This window comes from Pseudomonas sp. 5P_3.1_Bac2 (assembly GCF_025465995.1).
Lineage (GTDB): Bacteria > Pseudomonadota > Gammaproteobacteria > Pseudomonadales > Pseudomonadaceae > Aquipseudomonas.
Map to the genome: position 1 here is coordinate 31,913 of NZ_JANLNY010000002.1, position 16,505 is coordinate 48,417.

Here is a 16,505-nt window from a genome sequence, read left to right on the forward strand (position 1 = left end):
GGCTCCTGTACGCATGGCTGGCTGGTGCAGGCAGTCATTTTTGCTAGGTGGGCGCAGCTTAATAAGTGCGTAATTCTGATAGTGCGCTCTGCTGGACCAAGAGTTAGTTAGTCCACGCGGCCGCTGCGCATGCGTATTGGCCAACTGATGGCGCGCCTAGTGCTTGGCTGCCCCCATAGCTCGCTGATGTCGTCGGCGAAGCGCTCCAGCAAGTCGGCACGTCCGGCTTGGGCTGCGCTGCGTACCGCTGACCAAGTGCTGAGGTAGCCGAGAAATTGCTCGAGATCCCAGCTCAGCTCAATCGACAACGCCGGTGGGCTGAGTTCGGCAAAGGGGAAGTCGAGGCTGGCGTAACCGCTGTCGACCAGCTTGCGCTCGGGGGGCCAGTAGGGGCCGATTTCGTCCCAATAAAAGCGCTGAAAGCGCGCCTCCAGTTCACCGCCCAGCTGCAGCACGCCGTAACTGATAAGGGCAAGGAGTGCTTGCGGCGCGGCGACGCGACGTACTTCAGCGTAAAAGCGCGGTAGATCAAACCAGTGCGCGGCTTGGGCGGCGCTAATCAGGCTGGCGCTATGCTCGGCCAGTGGCAGTTGTTCCGCCGGCGCCGTGAGGTAACTCAGCCCCGGCTGCACGACGGCATGCTGGATTTGCTCAGCGCTGGGATCAACGCCGAGCACGCGCTGAAAATGCGTGGCCAGTTGTTGACTGAGCTGGCCGTTACCGCAGCCGACATCAATGGCTAGGCGGCTATCCGGTGCCTGCTCGGCCAGGTAAGCAGCGAGCTGCGGTGGGTATTCAGGGCGGAAGCGGGCATAGGCTTGGCCGCCTTGAGTGAACCAGTTTGGGCTTGCGTGGTGCATAAGTAGACACTCCCTGTGCGCATGATCAAGCAGCCTGAACCTACATCTAAGCCTGCGCCTGCTAGTTGTTCTGCGCAACCCGCCAGAGCACGCCGCTGGGGTCAAACAGGATAAATTCACGCATGCCCCATGGCTGGTCTTGCGGCGGGATCAGGCGCACGCCGAAGCGCTCATCCAGCCGAGCGGCGCTGACCTGTTGCCACCAGCTATCCACATCCTCCACCAACAGATGCATCACGAAGTTTTGGGCTTGCTCTGGCACATAGAAGTTTTGCAGAAGGAAGGCGCAGTGCTCGCCGTGGCTGAAGTAGGCGAGTTGCTCGTCGTGCCAGCCCGGCTTAAAGCCCAGGGCTTGGTAGAAGTCTTGGCTTAAGGCGAAGTCGCGGGCGGGGACGAAGGTTTTCAGTTCCACACTTTTTAACATCACGGCGTCCTGCGTAGGTGATGGTTGAGTGAACAGATTAAGCCTTGGCTTGAGCCGCTTGCAGCTGTTTTTTGTGGGTGGCAGCGGCGGTCATGTCGTAGATCACCACGCAGATATGCTCCACCTCCCCAGTGGCGCCGGCCAGCGGCAGGAGGGTGACGTTTTGGTACATAAAGTCCTCCTGGCCGGTGATGGGTTGGTAGTTTTTAAAATGCAGCAGGTACGGGTGTTGCTCCCACAGGCTAAAGGCGCGGGTGCCGAGCTGCACCACGGTATCGACTTTACGCCTGAGCCAAGGCTCGTCGATCTCCGCGAACAGGCTAAACAGCACCTTGCCGTGGACCTCATCGGGGCCTAAGCCTGAGTGGTTTTCCATAAAGCTGTTCCACACCTCGATCTGGTACTCGCGGTCGAGGACGATCACGCCGACGTCGATGCACTGGACGATATCCAGCAGCCAGTGGACTTCTTTGATGTCGATCTGGGCGGGCATGGCTTAGCTCATCAGGTAGTTGATTTTGTGGGTCAGGCGCTTGATCGAATCTTCGGTAAACAGCAGCAGTAAATCGAAGTGGATGTGGTGCGCTTCCAGGCTGTAGCTGATCTCCACGGCCAGGGTCTGTTTCCAGCGCCGCTGGTTGAGGTGGATCAGCCGTTCGATGGATTGGTGCTGGCCTAAGGACTGCGGATGGCCTTGGGAGAAGCGCACATCGATTTGCTCGGCGATCCCGGCGAGGCAGGCACCGATGATGATGCTGGAGAGGTCGAGGAGCATCTCGGCGGTTTCCACTTCGCTGCGCGGTTGCCACTTGAGCAGGCGGGCCATGTCGGCCACTTCTGCGTCGTGGAATAACAGCAGCGCCTCGCCGGCAATGCCGTCGCCGATAAACCCCTGGCACACCGCACTTAAGCGCTCGCCGTGCATGGCGTCGGTGAGGGTCATATGCAGTTCGCTGACCTCAAAGATATTCACCTGTGGCACCGGCAGTTGTACAAACACGCCGAGTACTTTGGCCAGCAGTGCGGCAGCGCGGCCCATGGCGACGTTGCTGACTTCGCGCAGAGCATCGCGGGAGTTGACCTTTAGTGGCACTTGGCTGCTGTGATCGCGGGCAGGGGCCTGGGTTTGCCCATCGAACAACCCCAGTTGGCTCAGGGTGCGCTCCAGGATCGCCGGCTCTGCTGGCTTGCGGATAAAGGCCAGGGCGCCGAGTTGCTGGACGCGGCGCTGGGCTTCTTCCTGAACATCGCCAGAGACCACGATCACCTTGCAGCTCAGGCCCTCGTCGCGTATCGCCGCGAGGGTTTGGTAGCCATCCAGCACCGGCATGGTCAGGTCGAGCAGCATCACCTGGCCCGCGCCTTGGCGCAGCAAGGCGAGGGCTTCCTGGCCGTTACTGGCCTGGCTGATGGTCACCGGCCATTGTTGCGGCAGGGCGCGGATCAACTGTTTGCGCGCCATGCCTGAGTCATCACATACCAGCAGTGGGATCACGGCGATGCATTACCTTATGGGAAGTGGGCTGCACACAAGCATAGTCGCTGGTGCTCAAGCTGCTGGCGATTTGCCCTGTGTGGCCAGCCAGCGCAGCACACCCATGGCGGCTTGGCGGCCGCTGGCAAAGCAGGCGGTGAGCAGGTAACCGCCGGTGGGTGCTTCCCAATCGAGCATTTCTCCGGCGCAAAAGGTGCCGGGCACTGTGCTGAGCATCAGGTTTTGATCGAGCGCGGCGAAGCTGACACCGCCTGCGCTACTGATCGCCTCCGCCAAGGGCCGCGCTTTAACCAGGGTGATGGGCAGCGCTTTGATCGCGGCGGCTAACTGCGCAGGATGATTAAACGCAGCGGCGCTGGTCAGTTCGCGCAGCAGGGCCGATTTAACCCCGTCGATGCCGGCCTGGCGGTGCAGGTGTTTGGCCAGGGACTGGCTGCCCCGTGGTTTGCTTAAGGCCTTGTGCAGTTTATCCACAGGCGTTTGCGGCAGCAGATCGAGGTAGACCGTGGCGCTGCCATGCTGGTTTAGCGTACGGCGAATATCGGCGGACAGCGCGTAGACCAAGCTGCCTTCGATGCCACCGTCAGTGAGGACAAACTCACCAACGCGCGGGGCCTGATCGGGTAGCTGCAGGCTGACGTTTTTCAGTGGCGCGCCGGCAAATTTATCCCGTAAGAAGGGGCTCCAGGCGTTCACCTCAAAGCCGCAGTTGCTCGGCTCCAGCGCAGTGATCTGCACCTGGCGGGCGCTTAATAACTCGACCCAGGCGCCATCGGAGCCCAGCCGTGGCCAGCTGCCGCCGCCCAGGGCCAAAAGCGTCGCAGCGGGCCTGAGTAACTGCTCCGTGTCGGCACCTGCGATACGCAGCGCGCCGTGCTCATCCCAACCCAACCAGTGCTGGCGGGTATGAATCTGCACGCCGAGTTCGCGCAGGCGTTTGAGCCAGGCGCGTAGCAGCGGCGCGGCCTTCATATCGGTGGGGAAGACGCGGCCGGAGGTGCCGACAAAGGTGTCGATGCCCAAGCCATGAATCCACGCCCGCAGCGCCTCGGCGTCAAACGCCTCAAGCCACTGGCTAACCGGCTGCGCACGTGCGCCATAGCGGCTGATAAAGGCCGGCTTGGCTTCAGAGTGGGTGATGTTCATGCCGCCGACCCCAGCCAACAAGAACTTGCGCCCCACCGAAGGCATGCGCTCGTACAGATCGACCGTGAGGCCGGCCTGCGCCAGCACTTCAGCGGCCATCAGGCCGGCAGGGCCGGCACCGATGATGGCGACGCGGGGGGAAGTTGGGGTTGGATTCATGGCGGCAGGTCAGTCAGTGGCAGAAACAACGTGCTGCGTATTCTACCCGAGGTGGCGGGTTACGGCCTGGTTGGCCTTGTCATTGCGGGCTGCTTCGGGCAGTGTCGGGGGAATTTCTCTGCCCGGAGTTTGCTATGTCTGACCTTTATCCCAGTGTTGACCCCGATGGTTTGCTTGAGTACTCGGTGGTCTATACCGACCGTTCGCTGAACCATATGTCGCAAGCCTTCCAAGGCGTGATGCGGGATATCTCCAGCACCCTTAAGCAGGTGTACAACGCCGCCGCCGTGGCGGTGGTGCCGGGCAGTGGCACCTATGGCATGGAGGCCGTCGCGCGGCAGTTGGCTACGGGGCAAAAATGCCTGGTGATTCGCAACGGTTGGTTTAGCTATCGCTGGACGCAAATCTTCGACGCCGGGCAGATTCCGGCATCGTCCACTGTGCTCAAAGCACGCCCCATCAACAGCCACAAACAAGCGCCCTTTAGCCCGCCGCCCTTGACCGATGTGCTGGCGACTATCGCCGCGGAAAAGCCGCAGCTGGTGTTTGCTCCACACGTGGAAACCTCGTCGGGGATGATCCTGCCCGATGGTTATCTGCGTGCCGTGGCCGATGCGGTACACGCCGTCGGTGGTTTGTTTGTGCTGGACTGCATCGCCTCCGGCACCCTGTGGGTGGATATGCAGGCGTGTGGCGTCGATGTGCTGATCAGCGCGCCGCAAAAAGGCTGGAGCGCTTCGCCGTGCTGCGCCTTGGTCATGCTCAGTGACGCCGGCAAGGCGCGGGTCGAGGCCACCCAGAGCAGCAGCTTTGCTTGCGATCTGAAAAAGTGGCTGCAAATCATGCAAGCCTACGAGCAAGGCGGCCATGCCTACCACGCGACCATGCCCAGCGATGCCCTGGCACGTTTTCGCGAGGCCATGCTGGAGGCCAAAGCCAAGGGTTTTGGCACGCTGCGCAATCAGCAGCAGGCGCTGGGGGAGCAGGTGCGTGCGCTGCTGGCGCGCAAAGGTTTTGTCAGCGTGGCGGCGCCGGGTTTTGAAGCGCCGGGGGTGGTGGTCTGCTACACCGACGATGCCGGGATTAAAACGGGCAGCAAGTTCGCCGCCTTAGGTTTGCAAATCGCCGCTGGCGTGCCGCTGCAATGCGACGAGCCGGCGGATTTCCAAACCTTCCGCCTGGGCCTGTTTGGCCTCGACAAACTGGGCAATATCCCGCGCACTGTTGCGACCCTAGAACAAGCCTTGGATAAAGTGCTGGCCGGCTAATGCCGCCTTACAACCAGTACTTGGGATAGCTGTTGCGGTGGCGGGCGTTGTTCACCAGCCAGGCCACCGCGACTATGACCACGGAGCCCGCCAGCACCGGAGTGAGCAAATAAGTCCAGCTCGCGCCGGCCGCAATCACCACCAATGGATTAGCCCCTGCTGGCGCATGCAGGGTGCGCGTCTGTTGCATCAGCACCAAGGCCAGGGCTACGCCCAGTGCGCCGACCCACCAAGCATTGCCTAAGCCATTGAGCAACACCAAGCCAACCAAAGTGGAGAGCAAATGTCCGCCGATAATGCTGCGCGGCTGTGCCAGGGGCGAGTCCGGCACGCCGAAAGCCAGCACACAACTGGCGCCAAAGGCGGCCATCAGCCAGGGCGTACCCGAGGCGTGGCTGAGCCAGCCAGTGCTGCCAATGGCGATCAGGGTGCCGATAAACGACACCAGGCTATAACTCAATGACGGCGCGGCAGGGGCTTGGGATTTAAGCAGGCGGCTAATAGACATTGCAGTCGTACTTGAGGTGGGGGAAGATGGCGCAAGGATACCGATCGGTTTCCTTGCGTGTCAACCGATCGGTATCCCTGTGTTTTATCTCTCTGGAGCCGCGCCATGAGCACATCCCAAGCCATCACTGAGGCTGCCTTGCAGTTGTTCTATCGGCAGGGCTTCCATGCCTCCGGGGTAGAGCAGTTGAGCCAGGAGGCAGGGGTGACCAAAAAGACCCTGTACCGCCACTTTCCCAGCAAAGAGCATCTGGTGGCGGCCGCCTTGGCGCAGCGCCATCAGGACTTTATGGCGGCCATGAGCTCTTTTGTGGAAAGCGTCGAGGCGAGTCAGCGGCCCTTGGCCTACCTCGACTTTATCGGCGCCTGGGTGCAGCAGGGCGACTTTTGCGGCTGCCTGTTTATCAACGCCGCAGCTGAGTACAGCGCCCTCGAAGCACCGCCCCACGGCCAGGCGCAGGCGCATAAGCAGCAGTTGCTCGAATACCTCAGCAGGCTGTGCGCTGAAGCCGGTTTTACACAGCCGCGGCAGACCGCCATGCAGCTGTTTGTGCTGGGCGAGGGCCTGATTGTCAGCGCTCAGGTGCAGGGCCCGCTGCCTGAGTTGTTGCGGGCGAGCCGGCAGGTGGCTGAGCTGCTCACCGCACAAGCACCAGTGCGACGTTGATAGCGTGCCCCAGCAAGCCAGGTTGTCTGTCCGCTTATCCCTAGCTCGCTAGAGTGAGCCTCCTGCGCGAATAGCTAGGCGCCAGTCGTGAGCCACTCAAAGGCTTGAGGGCAAACTGCCGAGATGGACGTGCCGCGTGATGAGGGCGAAGTCTGTGCGCGACAGCGGCACGAAACGCGACGTGGCCCTGCTCAATATGCTGCTGCAATAAACCGCAGTTAACCGGCTAAGACCCATGCATGAGGGCACCTGAACGGCTGCCCTCGTGCTGTGCTGCATTTGACTATCGAGCAGGGTCCATGCGCCGGTAGATTGGCGGCAAACAGTGCCGGCTGCACAGTTTTTGCCGTTTATCTTGTTCCTCCTAATCTGACAGTTAATTGTTGATCAATGAACTTCAATTAAAGCGAGGGAGCGCTGTCATAGCGCTCCTCGGCGGTTTTTTCGGAGTTCTTGCATGCAGTCGTTTCAGGGGGGCAGCACTGACCATCCCACACTCGTTAATGCCAATGATTTGGCCCTGACGCAGTCCGCCATGGAGGTGCTTGAGGCATTGCCGCATCGGGTCTGGGCCATGCAAGGCGAGCGCCACTATCACAATCGCCGTTGGCGCGAGGCGTTTGGCAGCGCCGCTGAGAATTGGCTGGAGGCGGTGTGCACCACACAACGAGCGCAGGTGTACAGCGCTTGGCAGCAAGCGCTGAGCAGCAACCACCGCTTTAGCTATGAATGCCGCATGCGCATGGTCGACGGCAGTTACCGCTGGTGCCTGCTGCTGGCCGATGTGCAAACCAGCGATAGTGATGGGCCGCCGCTATGGTGGCTGACCTGCACCGATATCGATGACCGGGTGGCGGCGCAACTACGGACTAACGCCCGCTTAAAAATGCTCGATGACATGCTTGATGCCAGCGTAGACTGCATCAAGGTGCTGGATACCCATGGCCGCGTGGTGCATATGAACCGTTCCGGCTGCCGCGCTTTAGGGGTAAGTGCTGAGACGGGCTTTGGCATGCCTTGGCTGCCGCTGCTGGGCCCGGCGGTGCGCAAACGCGGCCAGGCCGCATTGAATAAAGCCCGTGCCGGGCGCAGCGCGCGTTTCGCCGGGCTCAGTGGTTGCGGGCCAACGCAGCAGAGTTGGGACAACATCCTCACGCCGTTGCGTGACCCGGACTCCGGCGCGGTCGAAGGGATTCTCTGTGTCTCGCGCGATGTCACTGCGCAGTTGGAGGTGCAGCGGCGCTTGCGCGTGGCGGTGGAGCGCGATGAGCTGACCGGGCTGCACAATCGCTTGGCCTTTCGCCGCCATCTGCGGCGCGCCCTGCAACGGGCACGCGAAAGTCGCCAGCGGGTGGGCGTGCTGCTGCTCGATCTGGATCACTTTAAACACGTCAACGACACCTTGGGACATCCCGCGGGTGATCATCTGTTGCAAGTGTTGGGGCAACGCCTCAGCGCTTGGGCGCCAAGTCATGTGTTCGTGGCGCGCCTAGGGGGAGATGAATTCTCCTTGGTGGTGCGCAACGATCCGGATGAGCAGATGATGGCTGATTTAGCCGCGCAACTGCTGACCCAGCTCGATGCCGTGGTGACCTATGCCGGGCGCAGCATCAAGGGCGGGATGAGCATTGGCTGGGCGATGTACCCGGACGATGCGCCTGACTCGGCGACCCTGATGAAATGCGCCGACCGCGCCCTGAATGATCTGAAAGCCGCTGGTCGCGGCTCGGCGCGTCGCTATACCGCTGAGCTGCTGGCGCACAGCGAAGCCAAGCTGCAGCAGATGAATCTGTGCCGGGTGGTGATCAGCGAGGATCGCGTGGTGCCCTATTACCAGCCCAAGGTACGCCTGTGTGACGGGGCATTGATCGGCTTCGAGGCTCTGCTGCGCTGGCGCTCCGCCTGTGGCGTCGAGCTGCCTTACCAACTGGCCGAGGCGTTTAATCACTATGACCTAGCCAGCCAGCTCGACGCCCAGATGCACAACAAGGTGCTCGCCGATATGGCCGGCTGGTTGCGCCAAGGCCTGAGTCTGGTGCCGGTGTCGATGAATGTGGCGCCCATGGAGTTTCTGCGCGATGACTATGCCGAGCTGTTTCTGCAGCGCATCGCCGCCCATGGCATCGCCGCGCACTGGGTCGAGCTGGAGGTCACCGAACATATGCTCGAAGCCCGTGGCGCTGACTATGTGCTGCGTGCCTTGCACCTGCTTAAAGCGCGCGGCGTGCGCATCACCTTGGATGATTTCGGCAGTGGTCACTCCTCGTTTAACCGCCTGCGCGACTATCCCGTGGACTGCCTGAAGCTCGACTACGACTTTATCAGTCGCCTGGAGCACGAGCCCCATGTGCGCGCCATCGTGCGGGCGATCACTCAGCTGGGGCCGAGCCTTAACCTGGATATAGTCGCTGAGGGCATTGAATCCGAGTCACAGCGTGAATTGCTGCTTGAGGCCGGTTGTGAAATCGGCCAGGGCCTGTTGTTCAGCGCACCGCTGGATGCCGCCCAAGCGCAAGCGCTGATGTGCCGCTGCGGCCCGCGCCTAAACTACTGATGGAAGGTCCGCCCCAGGGCCTCTAAACGGCTGCCGATGGGCAGCAGGCGTTGGCTGCTTTCGGCGAAGGTTTCCACATCCGCGACCGTGTGTTGCGCAATGTTCTGCACGGCCTGCAAGCGCCCGACTATGTCTAAACTGGCGCTGCTTTGCTCGCGGGTGGTGCTGACGATGCTGCCGTTGAGCTGATCGATATGGCGGATATCATCGCCCACCGCTTGGAGCATTTGCGCCGCCTGGCGGCTGTCCTCGACGCAGCGCTCAACCCCGGCGTGGCTGTCATGCATGGCGCTCGCCGCCTCGCGGCTGCCTTGTTGCAGGGCATTGATGATGCCGTGGATCTCTTGGGTCGAGGTGGCAGTACGTTGGGCCAGATTGCGTACTTCATCCGCCACCACGGCAAAGCCGCGGCCTTGCTCGCCGGCCCGGGCGGCCTCGATGGCGGCGTTAAGGGCGAGCAGGTTGGTTTGCTCGGCGATGCTGCTGATCACCTCCAGCACGCTGCCGATTTTCTGCGCCTGCTCAGCCAGGGTTTGCACGGTGCTGTCGGTGCTGCGGATGCGCTGCGCCAGCTGGCTGATTTCCTCTTGGGCGCGGTTGACGCTTTGTTGTCCCTGGCTGATTTGGCCACTGGCTTGGCTGGCATGGGCCACCGCTTGCTCAACCTGCTCGGCGATCTGGCCCATGGCATCGCCCATGCGCTGCATGGACTCGTTCATCTGCGCCACTTCTTGCAACTGCAGCTTGGCGCCACGCTCTAGCGTGTGGCTGGCGTCGGCCAGCTCCAAGCCCAGCTCATTGAGGCCATTGGAATCGCGCACGACACCATCGACCAAGGCGGTGATTTGCTCGAAGAACTGATCGAAACGTTCGGCCAGGGACAGGTTTTTCCGGCCATGGCGTGGGTCATTTGCGCTGGCGCTAAATTGCGAGGTGACGGCGAGCATTTTATCCAGCATGTCCTGGCTTTCCACCGCGTCGGCTTGGCTCTGGGTCGCCAGGTAGAGCAGGGCGAGGGTTTCCATCACCACATAAAAGGCATGCACAAACACCATGCTCCAGCCGCCTTGGTGCTGCATCACAAACACCGGCAAGCCTTGGTTTTGCAGAAAGTGAAACAGCAGGTGGTGGACGGCAATGGTTCCGGCGGCGACTAAAATCGGTAGCCAATCGCGGTAAAAAGTCAGCACCGCGAGCAAGGCGAAGATGCCAAAGTGCGCCTCAATCACCCCCCGCGCTTGGTTGATATGCAGCGCCGCCATAATCATCAAGCCCACCGCCAGGCAGCAACGCATCCAGCGGCTGCCGCTGATAGTACGGTACAGCAGGGTCAGCGCCAGCGCCGTGCCGCCACCGACGATCAGGGATTGGCTGAAGGTGTTGTGCCAGAACGCCAAGGCCAGGGAGAACAGCAGCATTAGCCAGACTAAACCGAGCATGATGCGATCAGCTTTGCGGTAATGTTCAATAAAACGTGCGCGTACCTGCATTGGGGACTTCCTGTGGCAAACGTTGGTCAGGTCACTCGGCAGTTTTGCTTGGCAGGCTTGCACTCGTGTCGGCGTAGGCCGTATGAATGCACTGTAGGGATTGACCTGGGTGTAGAAGTCACCTTAGTTAAGCTCCGCAGTCTTCGCCAATCACGTCCGTCAGATGGCCACTTTTTTGCCATCACTAGCTGTTAAGTGCCTTAGCGGTACGGGGCTTATCAAGGAGAGATCATGAAGCTCTACGGTATGTTGGATTCCCCCTATGTGCGGCGCGTGGCGATTAGCCTCGATCATTACGGCGTGGCCTTTGAGCATGCGCCCCTGTCGGTGTTTCGCCATTTCGAGCAGTTCGCTGAGGTCAACGCGGTGGTTAAAGCGCCGACCTTGGTGCTGGATGACGGCACGGTGTTGCTCGATTCCAACCTGATTCTGGATTTATTCGAGCACCAAGCCCCAACTGATAAACGCCAGCTGCCCCAAGCCCCGCAAGAACGTGCCCAGTCATTGCGGGTGGTAGGTTTGGCCATGGCGGCCTGTGATAAAGCCGTACAGTGGGTGTACGAGCGCGAGTTGCGTCCGCCGCAGAAGCAGCATGAGCCGTGGCGGGCGCGGGTCACCACGCAAGTGCACGCCGCCTGTAAGGCGCTGCAGGAGGAAATCATCGCCGAGCGGGGAGTCAGCGCCCAGCGCCTGGATCAGGCCAGCATCATCAGCACCATCGCTTGGACCTTTATCCAGTTTATGGCTTCGGATGTGATCGGCGCCGATGACTATCCGCAACTGGCCGCCTTTGCCGCAGGCTTTGAGCAACTGCCGCTGTTTAAGCGCTATCCGCTGGAATAACTCAGGCTTGGTTTAGGGCTGGCTGCGCCCGTGCTGTTGTAGCCAGTGCTCGACCATGTCGCCTAAAGTGCGTGGCTGGCCACTGGCGATCCACGCCATAAACGCGCGGTCGAACTTAAACTCGGCGCCACAGTGCAGACGCATAAAGCGGCGCACGTTCTGGGTGTTCTTATAGCCGGTATCGAGCGCGGTAGCGTGGCTGAGCGGGGCTTTGTGCCAGTCCAGTGGCATAGCGTTATGTCCTTAAACCTGGCCTGTTGCGTACAGCTCCGGGCGGCGGTCCTGATGAATATCGTTATTGGCGCTAACCCGCTTATCGCGTGCCTGCGCAAGGTTGATTGTCGCTAGCAGCAAGCCTTCTGCGGCATTGGCTTGGCGTAAGGAGGGCGTCAGCGGGTAGCCGTCGGCATCGACGATCACCGAGCCGCCGACCCAGTCCACCCCGCGCTCTGTCCCGGCGCGATCACAGACCGCGATAAACAGGCGATTGACCGAGGCATTGGCTTGTACCCGAATGATCTCCGCCGGCCGCTCGCCTTGTGGCCGCGGGCCATCCGGCCAGTTCACCGGGGCGCAGAGCAAGTCGGCGCCGGCCAAGGCCGGTAGGCGCACCCACTCTGGAAACTCAAGGTCATAACAGATCATCACCGCCAGCACGCCGTGGACGGTTTTGATCAGCATGGGCGGGGCGTCGCCGGCGCTGAACACTTGCCCCTCGGCGTCCCATAAATGCGCTTTGCGATAGACCCCGAGCACACCGCTGCGATCAATCAGCGCCGCGCTGTTGTACAGCTGCTGAGTCTCGCCGCGCTCACAGAAGCCCCCGACAATCAGCACATCGAGCTCCTTGGCCAGGCGGTGCCACAGTTGCAAGGTGGCGCCCTCGGTGGTTTCCGCCAGTTGCTGCGCCTGGGCCTTGTCGACGAACACGTAGCCGCTTTGCACCAGCTCAGGCAGCACGATGATCTGGGCGCCGGCCTGGGCCGCGTCGCGAATGGCACGCTCACTCAACTGCTGGTTGTAAGCGACATCGGCGAGCTTGGGGGCCACCTGGCAGCAGGCGACGGTGACTGTGTGGTTGTGTAGACCTGGGCTGTGCATATCTGGGTTTCCTTAAGGCCAGAGGGTTGAGGTGAAAGCTTGGCGTTTGCGCTGACGGCTCGCTCAAACAGGCCGTTGGCCAAGCAACGCTCGACCAATCCGCCGGCTAATGCAAGCGCGTTAGGCACGGTAAAAGCTGCCGGGTCAGTTCAAGCCGCGCTGCTGCCACACTTGGCTGGCGCAGTGATGGAGGATGCCGTGACGCCGGGCCAGGGCGTGGCGATCCTTGTCATAGCCGCCACCAATTACGCCGACCACTGGAATATCCCGGTCCAGGCAATGATTGAGCACGGCCAGGTCGCGGGCGGCGATGCCGGCGTCAGTCAGGTTGAGATAGCCCAAGGCGTCGTGTTGATGCACATCGACGCCGGCGTCATACAGAACGATATCCGGCTGATACAGGGCCAGCAGGTAACTCAGGCTGTCATTGACCACCTTGAGGTAGTCGGCATCGCCCAGACCCTTGGCCAAGGGAATGTCCCAGTCACTCTGGGCCTTACGCGCCGGGTAATTGGTCGCGCAGTGCAGGGAAACAGTGACCGCCTCAGGGGTATCGGCCAACAGGCGCGCAGTGCCGTCGCCTTGGTGCACGTCGCAGTCGTAGATCAGCACGCGCTGGGCTTTACCGCTGTGCAGCAGGTACTGGCTGATCACGGCAAGGTCATTGAAGATACAAAAGCCGGCGGGCTGATCATAGTGGGCGTGGTGGGTGCCGCCCGCCAAATGGCAGGCCAGACCGTGCTTAAGGGCTAGTTCCGCCGCTAACAAGGAGCCGCCCACCGCGCGCACGGTGCGCTGCGCCAGTGCCGGGCTCCAGGGCAAACCGAGCTGGCGCTGCTGGCTATGACTCAGCTCGCCGGAGTTATAGCGCTGGATGTACTCCGGGCAGTGGGCCAGGGCGAGGATGTCATCCGGGCACAGTTCAGGGCGTTGTAACTGCTCGTCTGTGCACAGGCCGCTGGCGATCAAGTGGTCGCGCAGCAAGCGGAACTTGTCCATGGGGAAGCGATGCTCAGCCGGGAAGGGCGGGCTGTAATCGTCGTGGTAGACCAACGGTAAAGGCATGTGCGCGGCTCGCTGGGAAGGCCTGAAAGTATGCCGGCTGTAGTCGGCAACGCTCAAGCACGGGCTGGAATGGCATTTATCGACCATACTAGGCGCCAATTGGGCGCACACTTTCGCGTAACAATCCGCTATTAGTGGCCCACAAAGCCGGGCAAAATCTTTACCATCACGCCCCTATTTAGCTGGGTTAGCGGAGAGCATGCATGAGTCAGGTGTTGGATGAGTTGGTCGCCTTGCTGACCCTTGAAACCATCGAAGAGAATCTGTTTCGCGGCGTCAGCCAAGATCTGGGCTTTCGTCAGTTATTTGGTGGCCAGGTATTAGGTCAGTGTGTGTCGGCTGCGAGCCAAACGGTCACCACCGAGCGCCACGTGCATTCGATGCACGGTTATTTCCTGCGCCCTGGCGATGCCACCTTGCCGGTGGTCTATCAGGTGGATCGGGTGCGTGATGGCGGCACTTTCAGCACTCGCCGGGTGACCGCGATTCAAAAAGGCCAGACGATCTTCACCTGCAGCGCCTCGTTCCAGATCGATGAAGAAGGCTTCCATCACCAGAATCAGATGCCCGATGTGCCGGGCCCTGAAGAGCTGAAATCGGAAACCGAGCTGGCGCGCATGGTCGCCCAGTTGATCCCTGAACGCATGCGTGATCGCGCCACCAGCGATAAGCCCATCGAAATTCGCCCGGCCACCTTTATCAATCCCTTTGCCCCGAAAGCCTGCGAGCCGGTTAAACATGTGTGGTTCCGCGCCGCTGGCGAGCTGCCGGATGAGCCGCACCTGCACAAGTTGTTGCTGGCCTACGCCAGCGACTTCAACCTGCTGACCACTTCGATGCAGCCCCATGGCGTGTCGGTGTTCCAGAAATTTATGCAGGTGGCGAGCCTCGACCATTCGCTGTGGTTCCACGGCAATTTGCGCCTCGACGACTGGCTGCTGTACAGCATGGACAGCCCGTGGGCCGGCAATGCCCGTGGCTTTAGCCGGGGCAGCATCTTTAACCGCAAAGGCGAGCTGGTTGCCTCGGTGGCCCAGGAAGGTCTGACCCGGGTGCGTGAGGACTGGCGTTGAGCCTAAGCCGCGCACAGCATTGGGTGTTCGATATGGACGGCACCCTGACCAATGCGGTGCACGATTTCCCTGCGATCAAACGAGCCCTGGAGATTCCTCAGGAGGCCGATATCCTCGGGCATCTCGCCAGTCTGCCGGCAGAAGTTGCGGCGGCTAAGCATGCCTGGCTGCTGGAGCATGAGCGCGAGCTGGCCTTGGCTGCCACTGCGGCGCCGGGGGCGGTTGCGTTAATTCGCAGCCTGCATCAGCGGGGCTGCCAGTTGGCGATTCTGACCCGTAATGCCCATGCCTTGGCGCTGCTTACGTTGCAGGCGATTGGTCTGGCCGACTGCTTTGCACCCAGCGTGGTGCTGGGCCGCGATGAGGCGGCGCCAAAGCCCGAACCTGAGGGTTTATTGAAGATCGCTGAGGCTTGGCAGGTGGCGCCCACTGAGTTGGTGATGGTCGGCGATTATCAGTTTGATCTGGCCTGCGCTCGCGCCGTTGGCGCGCGCAATGTGCTGGTCAATCTGCCGAGCAATCCCTGGCCGGAGCTGACGGATTATTTCGCGTTGGATTGCCACGCCCTGTTGGCCTTGTCCCGCGCGCAGACTGCTTAGAACCATCGGCCCGAGTAGAGTCATCAACTAGGTAGAGCCTTCAGCTGACTCAGTGTTTAGCGCTGCAGGGGGCGGCTAAGTCGTTGAGGATTGGGCAGTCGGGGCGTTGATCACCTTGGCAGTCGCTGACTAACTGACTGATGCTTGCGCGCAACACGCGGAGCTCCTCGATGCGCCGATCCAGTTCGGCGATATGCCCTTGCGCCAGGGCTTTAACCGTGGCGCTGGCGCGCTGCTTATCCTGCCACAGGGCGAGTAACTGGCCGACATCGCTCAGGCTAAACCCCAGGTCGCGGGCGCGCTTGATAAAGCTCAGGCGCTGCACATCGGCGCTGCTATAGAGTCGGTAGCCACTGGCGGAGCGGCCGGCGCTGGGCAGCAGCTCGATGCTTTCGTAATAGCGAATCATCTTGGCGCTGAGGCCGCTACTTTTGGCTGCTTGGCCGATATTCATGACCTTCTCCTTATCCCGGTGCTAACCCGTGCATGGGGTGCCGAGCCCGGCCGCTAGCCTAGCGCAGTTGGCCAGCGCAGCGCAGGCTGGCCGTTGAGCGGAACGCCTGGGCCGAACGATCAACGGCAGTTGTCTGCACTCGGCGCCGACTAGACTGCTGTTTGTCATACAAAACCCCAGCGCATGGCCTGTGCGCTCGGTATTCCACAAGGAGGTTACATGGCGAGCATTGGTAGTAAACCGGTTACGAAATTTCGTGGCGACCCCGCCATCTTTGGCACCTTGGTCGAGGACCATGACCACCATCGCCAGCTGCTGGCGCAGATCGAACAAACCCACGGTGCTTCTACTGAGCGTAAACAACTGTTTGCCGAGCTGACCGCAGAGATCAAAGGCCATGCCGCCGCTGAGGAGCAAGCGCTATGGTCAACCGTGTTGCGTAAACCTGAGATCACCGAAGACGGCCGGCATGCGGTGGCCGAGCACAAAGAAATGGATGACCTGCTCGAAGAGCTGGCCGCCACCGATATGGCCACGGGCGGCTGGCTGCTGAAGTTTAAGAAGGTTAAGGAGGAGTACCTGCATCACATCAAGGAAGAGGAGCAGGAGCTGTTTGTCTCAGTGGAGAAAAAGCTCAGCAAGGACGACAAGAGCTATATGGACAGCATCTTCAAACAGCGCAAAGGCGCGGAAAAAGCCAAGGCGCGCAAGGCCTCTTAAACCCCCTGTGCGCTCGCGTCCGTCCGGTGTTAATCGCAACGGCCGTTATCTCCTAACGGTCCGTTGTCAGGCTTATTCTG

The 16,505-nt window shown here is 61.1% G+C and carries 18 protein-coding genes; 7 read left to right on the forward strand and 11 right to left on the reverse strand.

Annotation, left to right across the window (positions count from 1 at the left end; genetic code table 11):
* Positions 1 to 107: 107 nt before the first annotated feature.
* The 5 genes from NTD81_RS00135 to NTD81_RS00155 all read right to left on the reverse strand — a co-directional run bounded on the left by NTD81_RS00135 (position 108) and on the right by NTD81_RS00155 (position 4,084).
* Positions 108 to 860: a class I SAM-dependent methyltransferase gene (locus NTD81_RS00135; protein ID WP_262178146.1), complete on the reverse strand. Its 753-nt coding sequence runs from the start codon at positions 858 to 860 to the stop codon at positions 108 to 110.
* 61 nt (positions 861 to 921) lie between these two features.
* Positions 922 to 1,284: a VOC family protein gene (locus NTD81_RS00140; protein ID WP_262178148.1), complete on the reverse strand. Its 363-nt coding sequence runs from the start codon at positions 1,282 to 1,284 to the stop codon at positions 922 to 924.
* Positions 1,285 to 1,321: 37 nt separating this feature from the next.
* Positions 1,322 to 1,777: a PAS domain-containing protein gene (locus tag NTD81_RS00145; protein ID WP_262178150.1), complete on the reverse strand. Its 456-nt coding sequence runs from the start codon at positions 1,775 to 1,777 to the stop codon at positions 1,322 to 1,324.
* A 3-nt stretch (positions 1,778 to 1,780) separates the two neighbouring features.
* Positions 1,781 to 2,746 carry a response regulator gene (locus NTD81_RS00150; RefSeq protein WP_410017098.1) on the reverse strand — a complete coding sequence of 322 codons (966 nt, stop codon included), beginning with the start codon at positions 2,744 to 2,746 and terminating at the stop codon, positions 1,781 to 1,783.
* 87 nt (positions 2,747 to 2,833) lie between these two features.
* Positions 2,834 to 4,084: a TIGR03862 family flavoprotein gene (locus NTD81_RS00155; protein ID WP_262178154.1), complete on the reverse strand. Its 1,251-nt coding sequence runs from the start codon at positions 4,082 to 4,084 to the stop codon at positions 2,834 to 2,836.
* 134 nt (positions 4,085 to 4,218) lie between these two features.
* Here NTD81_RS00155 and NTD81_RS00160 point away from each other — a divergent pair, with 134 nt between their 5' ends.
* Positions 4,219 to 5,352 (forward strand): aminotransferase class V-fold PLP-dependent enzyme, encoded by a 1,134-nt coding sequence (locus NTD81_RS00160; RefSeq protein WP_262178156.1) that lies wholly within the window; start codon positions 4,219 to 4,221, stop codon positions 5,350 to 5,352.
* 7 nt (positions 5,353 to 5,359) lie between these two features.
* Here NTD81_RS00160 and NTD81_RS00165 read toward each other — a convergent pair whose 3' ends face one another.
* Positions 5,360 to 5,860, reverse strand: coding sequence for an HPP family protein (locus tag NTD81_RS00165; RefSeq protein ID WP_262178157.1), 501 nt, complete (start codon positions 5,858 to 5,860; stop codon positions 5,360 to 5,362).
* 105 nt (positions 5,861 to 5,965) lie between these two features.
* On the opposite strand from NTD81_RS00165, the gene NTD81_RS00170 reads away from it, so the two are divergent.
* Together NTD81_RS00170 and NTD81_RS00175 are read left to right on the forward strand one after the other, a co-directional pair.
* Positions 5,966 to 6,526 (forward strand): TetR/AcrR family transcriptional regulator, encoded by a 561-nt coding sequence (locus tag NTD81_RS00170; RefSeq protein WP_262178159.1) that lies wholly within the window; start codon positions 5,966 to 5,968, stop codon positions 6,524 to 6,526.
* A gap of 457 nt (positions 6,527 to 6,983) precedes the next feature.
* Positions 6,984 to 9,080 carry a putative bifunctional diguanylate cyclase/phosphodiesterase gene (locus NTD81_RS00175; RefSeq protein ID WP_262178161.1) on the forward strand — a complete coding sequence of 699 codons (2,097 nt, stop codon included), beginning with the start codon at positions 6,984 to 6,986 and terminating at the stop codon, positions 9,078 to 9,080.
* Here NTD81_RS00175 and NTD81_RS00180 read toward each other — a convergent pair.
* Entirely contained in the window at positions 9,074 to 10,570 is a 1,497-nt protein-coding gene (locus NTD81_RS00180) for a methyl-accepting chemotaxis protein (protein WP_262178163.1), read from the reverse strand. The two genes, NTD81_RS00175 and NTD81_RS00180, sit on opposite strands and share 7 nt — an antisense overlap.
* Positions 10,571 to 10,801: 231 nt before the next feature.
* Here NTD81_RS00180 and NTD81_RS00185 point away from each other — a divergent pair, with 231 nt between their 5' ends.
* The gene (locus NTD81_RS00185; protein ID WP_262178165.1) at positions 10,802 to 11,413 is read left to right on the forward strand and encodes a glutathione S-transferase family protein; all 612 of its coding nucleotides are present in this window, start codon (positions 10,802 to 10,804) and stop codon (positions 11,411 to 11,413) included.
* A gap of 12 nt (positions 11,414 to 11,425) precedes the next feature.
* On the opposite strand, the gene NTD81_RS00190 is transcribed toward NTD81_RS00185, so the two are convergent.
* From NTD81_RS00190 to NTD81_RS00200, 3 genes are all read right to left on the reverse strand, one after another.
* Positions 11,426 to 11,644: a DUF6434 domain-containing protein gene (locus NTD81_RS00190; RefSeq protein ID WP_262178166.1), complete on the reverse strand. Its 219-nt coding sequence runs from the start codon at positions 11,642 to 11,644 to the stop codon at positions 11,426 to 11,428.
* Between the two features lie 12 nt (positions 11,645 to 11,656).
* Positions 11,657 to 12,514, reverse strand: a complete 858-nt coding sequence (locus tag NTD81_RS00195; protein ID WP_262178168.1) for a nitrilase-related carbon-nitrogen hydrolase — start codon at positions 12,512 to 12,514, stop codon at positions 11,657 to 11,659.
* A 144-nt stretch (positions 12,515 to 12,658) separates the two neighbouring features.
* Positions 12,659 to 13,579, reverse strand: coding sequence for a histone deacetylase (locus NTD81_RS00200; RefSeq protein ID WP_262178170.1), 921 nt, complete (start codon positions 13,577 to 13,579; stop codon positions 12,659 to 12,661).
* A 203-nt stretch (positions 13,580 to 13,782) separates the two neighbouring features.
* Between NTD81_RS00200 and tesB the strand changes: the two genes are divergently transcribed.
* Entirely contained in the window at positions 13,783 to 14,652 is an 870-nt protein-coding gene (gene tesB / locus NTD81_RS00205) for an acyl-CoA thioesterase II (protein ID WP_262178172.1), read from the forward strand.
* Entirely contained in the window at positions 14,649 to 15,251 is a 603-nt protein-coding gene (locus NTD81_RS00210) for an HAD family hydrolase (RefSeq protein ID WP_262178174.1), read from the forward strand. The genes tesB and NTD81_RS00210 overlap by 4 nt, the downstream gene beginning before the upstream one ends.
* A 49-nt stretch (positions 15,252 to 15,300) precedes the next feature.
* On the opposite strand, the gene cueR is transcribed toward NTD81_RS00210, so the two are convergent.
* Positions 15,301 to 15,705 carry a Cu(I)-responsive transcriptional regulator gene (gene cueR, locus NTD81_RS00215; RefSeq protein WP_262178176.1) on the reverse strand — a complete coding sequence of 135 codons (405 nt, stop codon included), beginning with the start codon at positions 15,703 to 15,705 and terminating at the stop codon, positions 15,301 to 15,303.
* A 219-nt stretch (positions 15,706 to 15,924) separates the two neighbouring features.
* Between cueR and NTD81_RS00220 the strand changes: the two genes are divergently transcribed.
* Complete coding sequence (locus tag NTD81_RS00220; protein ID WP_262178178.1) at positions 15,925 to 16,425, forward strand: hemerythrin domain-containing protein; 501 nt, start codon at positions 15,925 to 15,927, stop codon at positions 16,423 to 16,425.
* Positions 16,426 to 16,505: the final 80 nt, after the last annotated feature.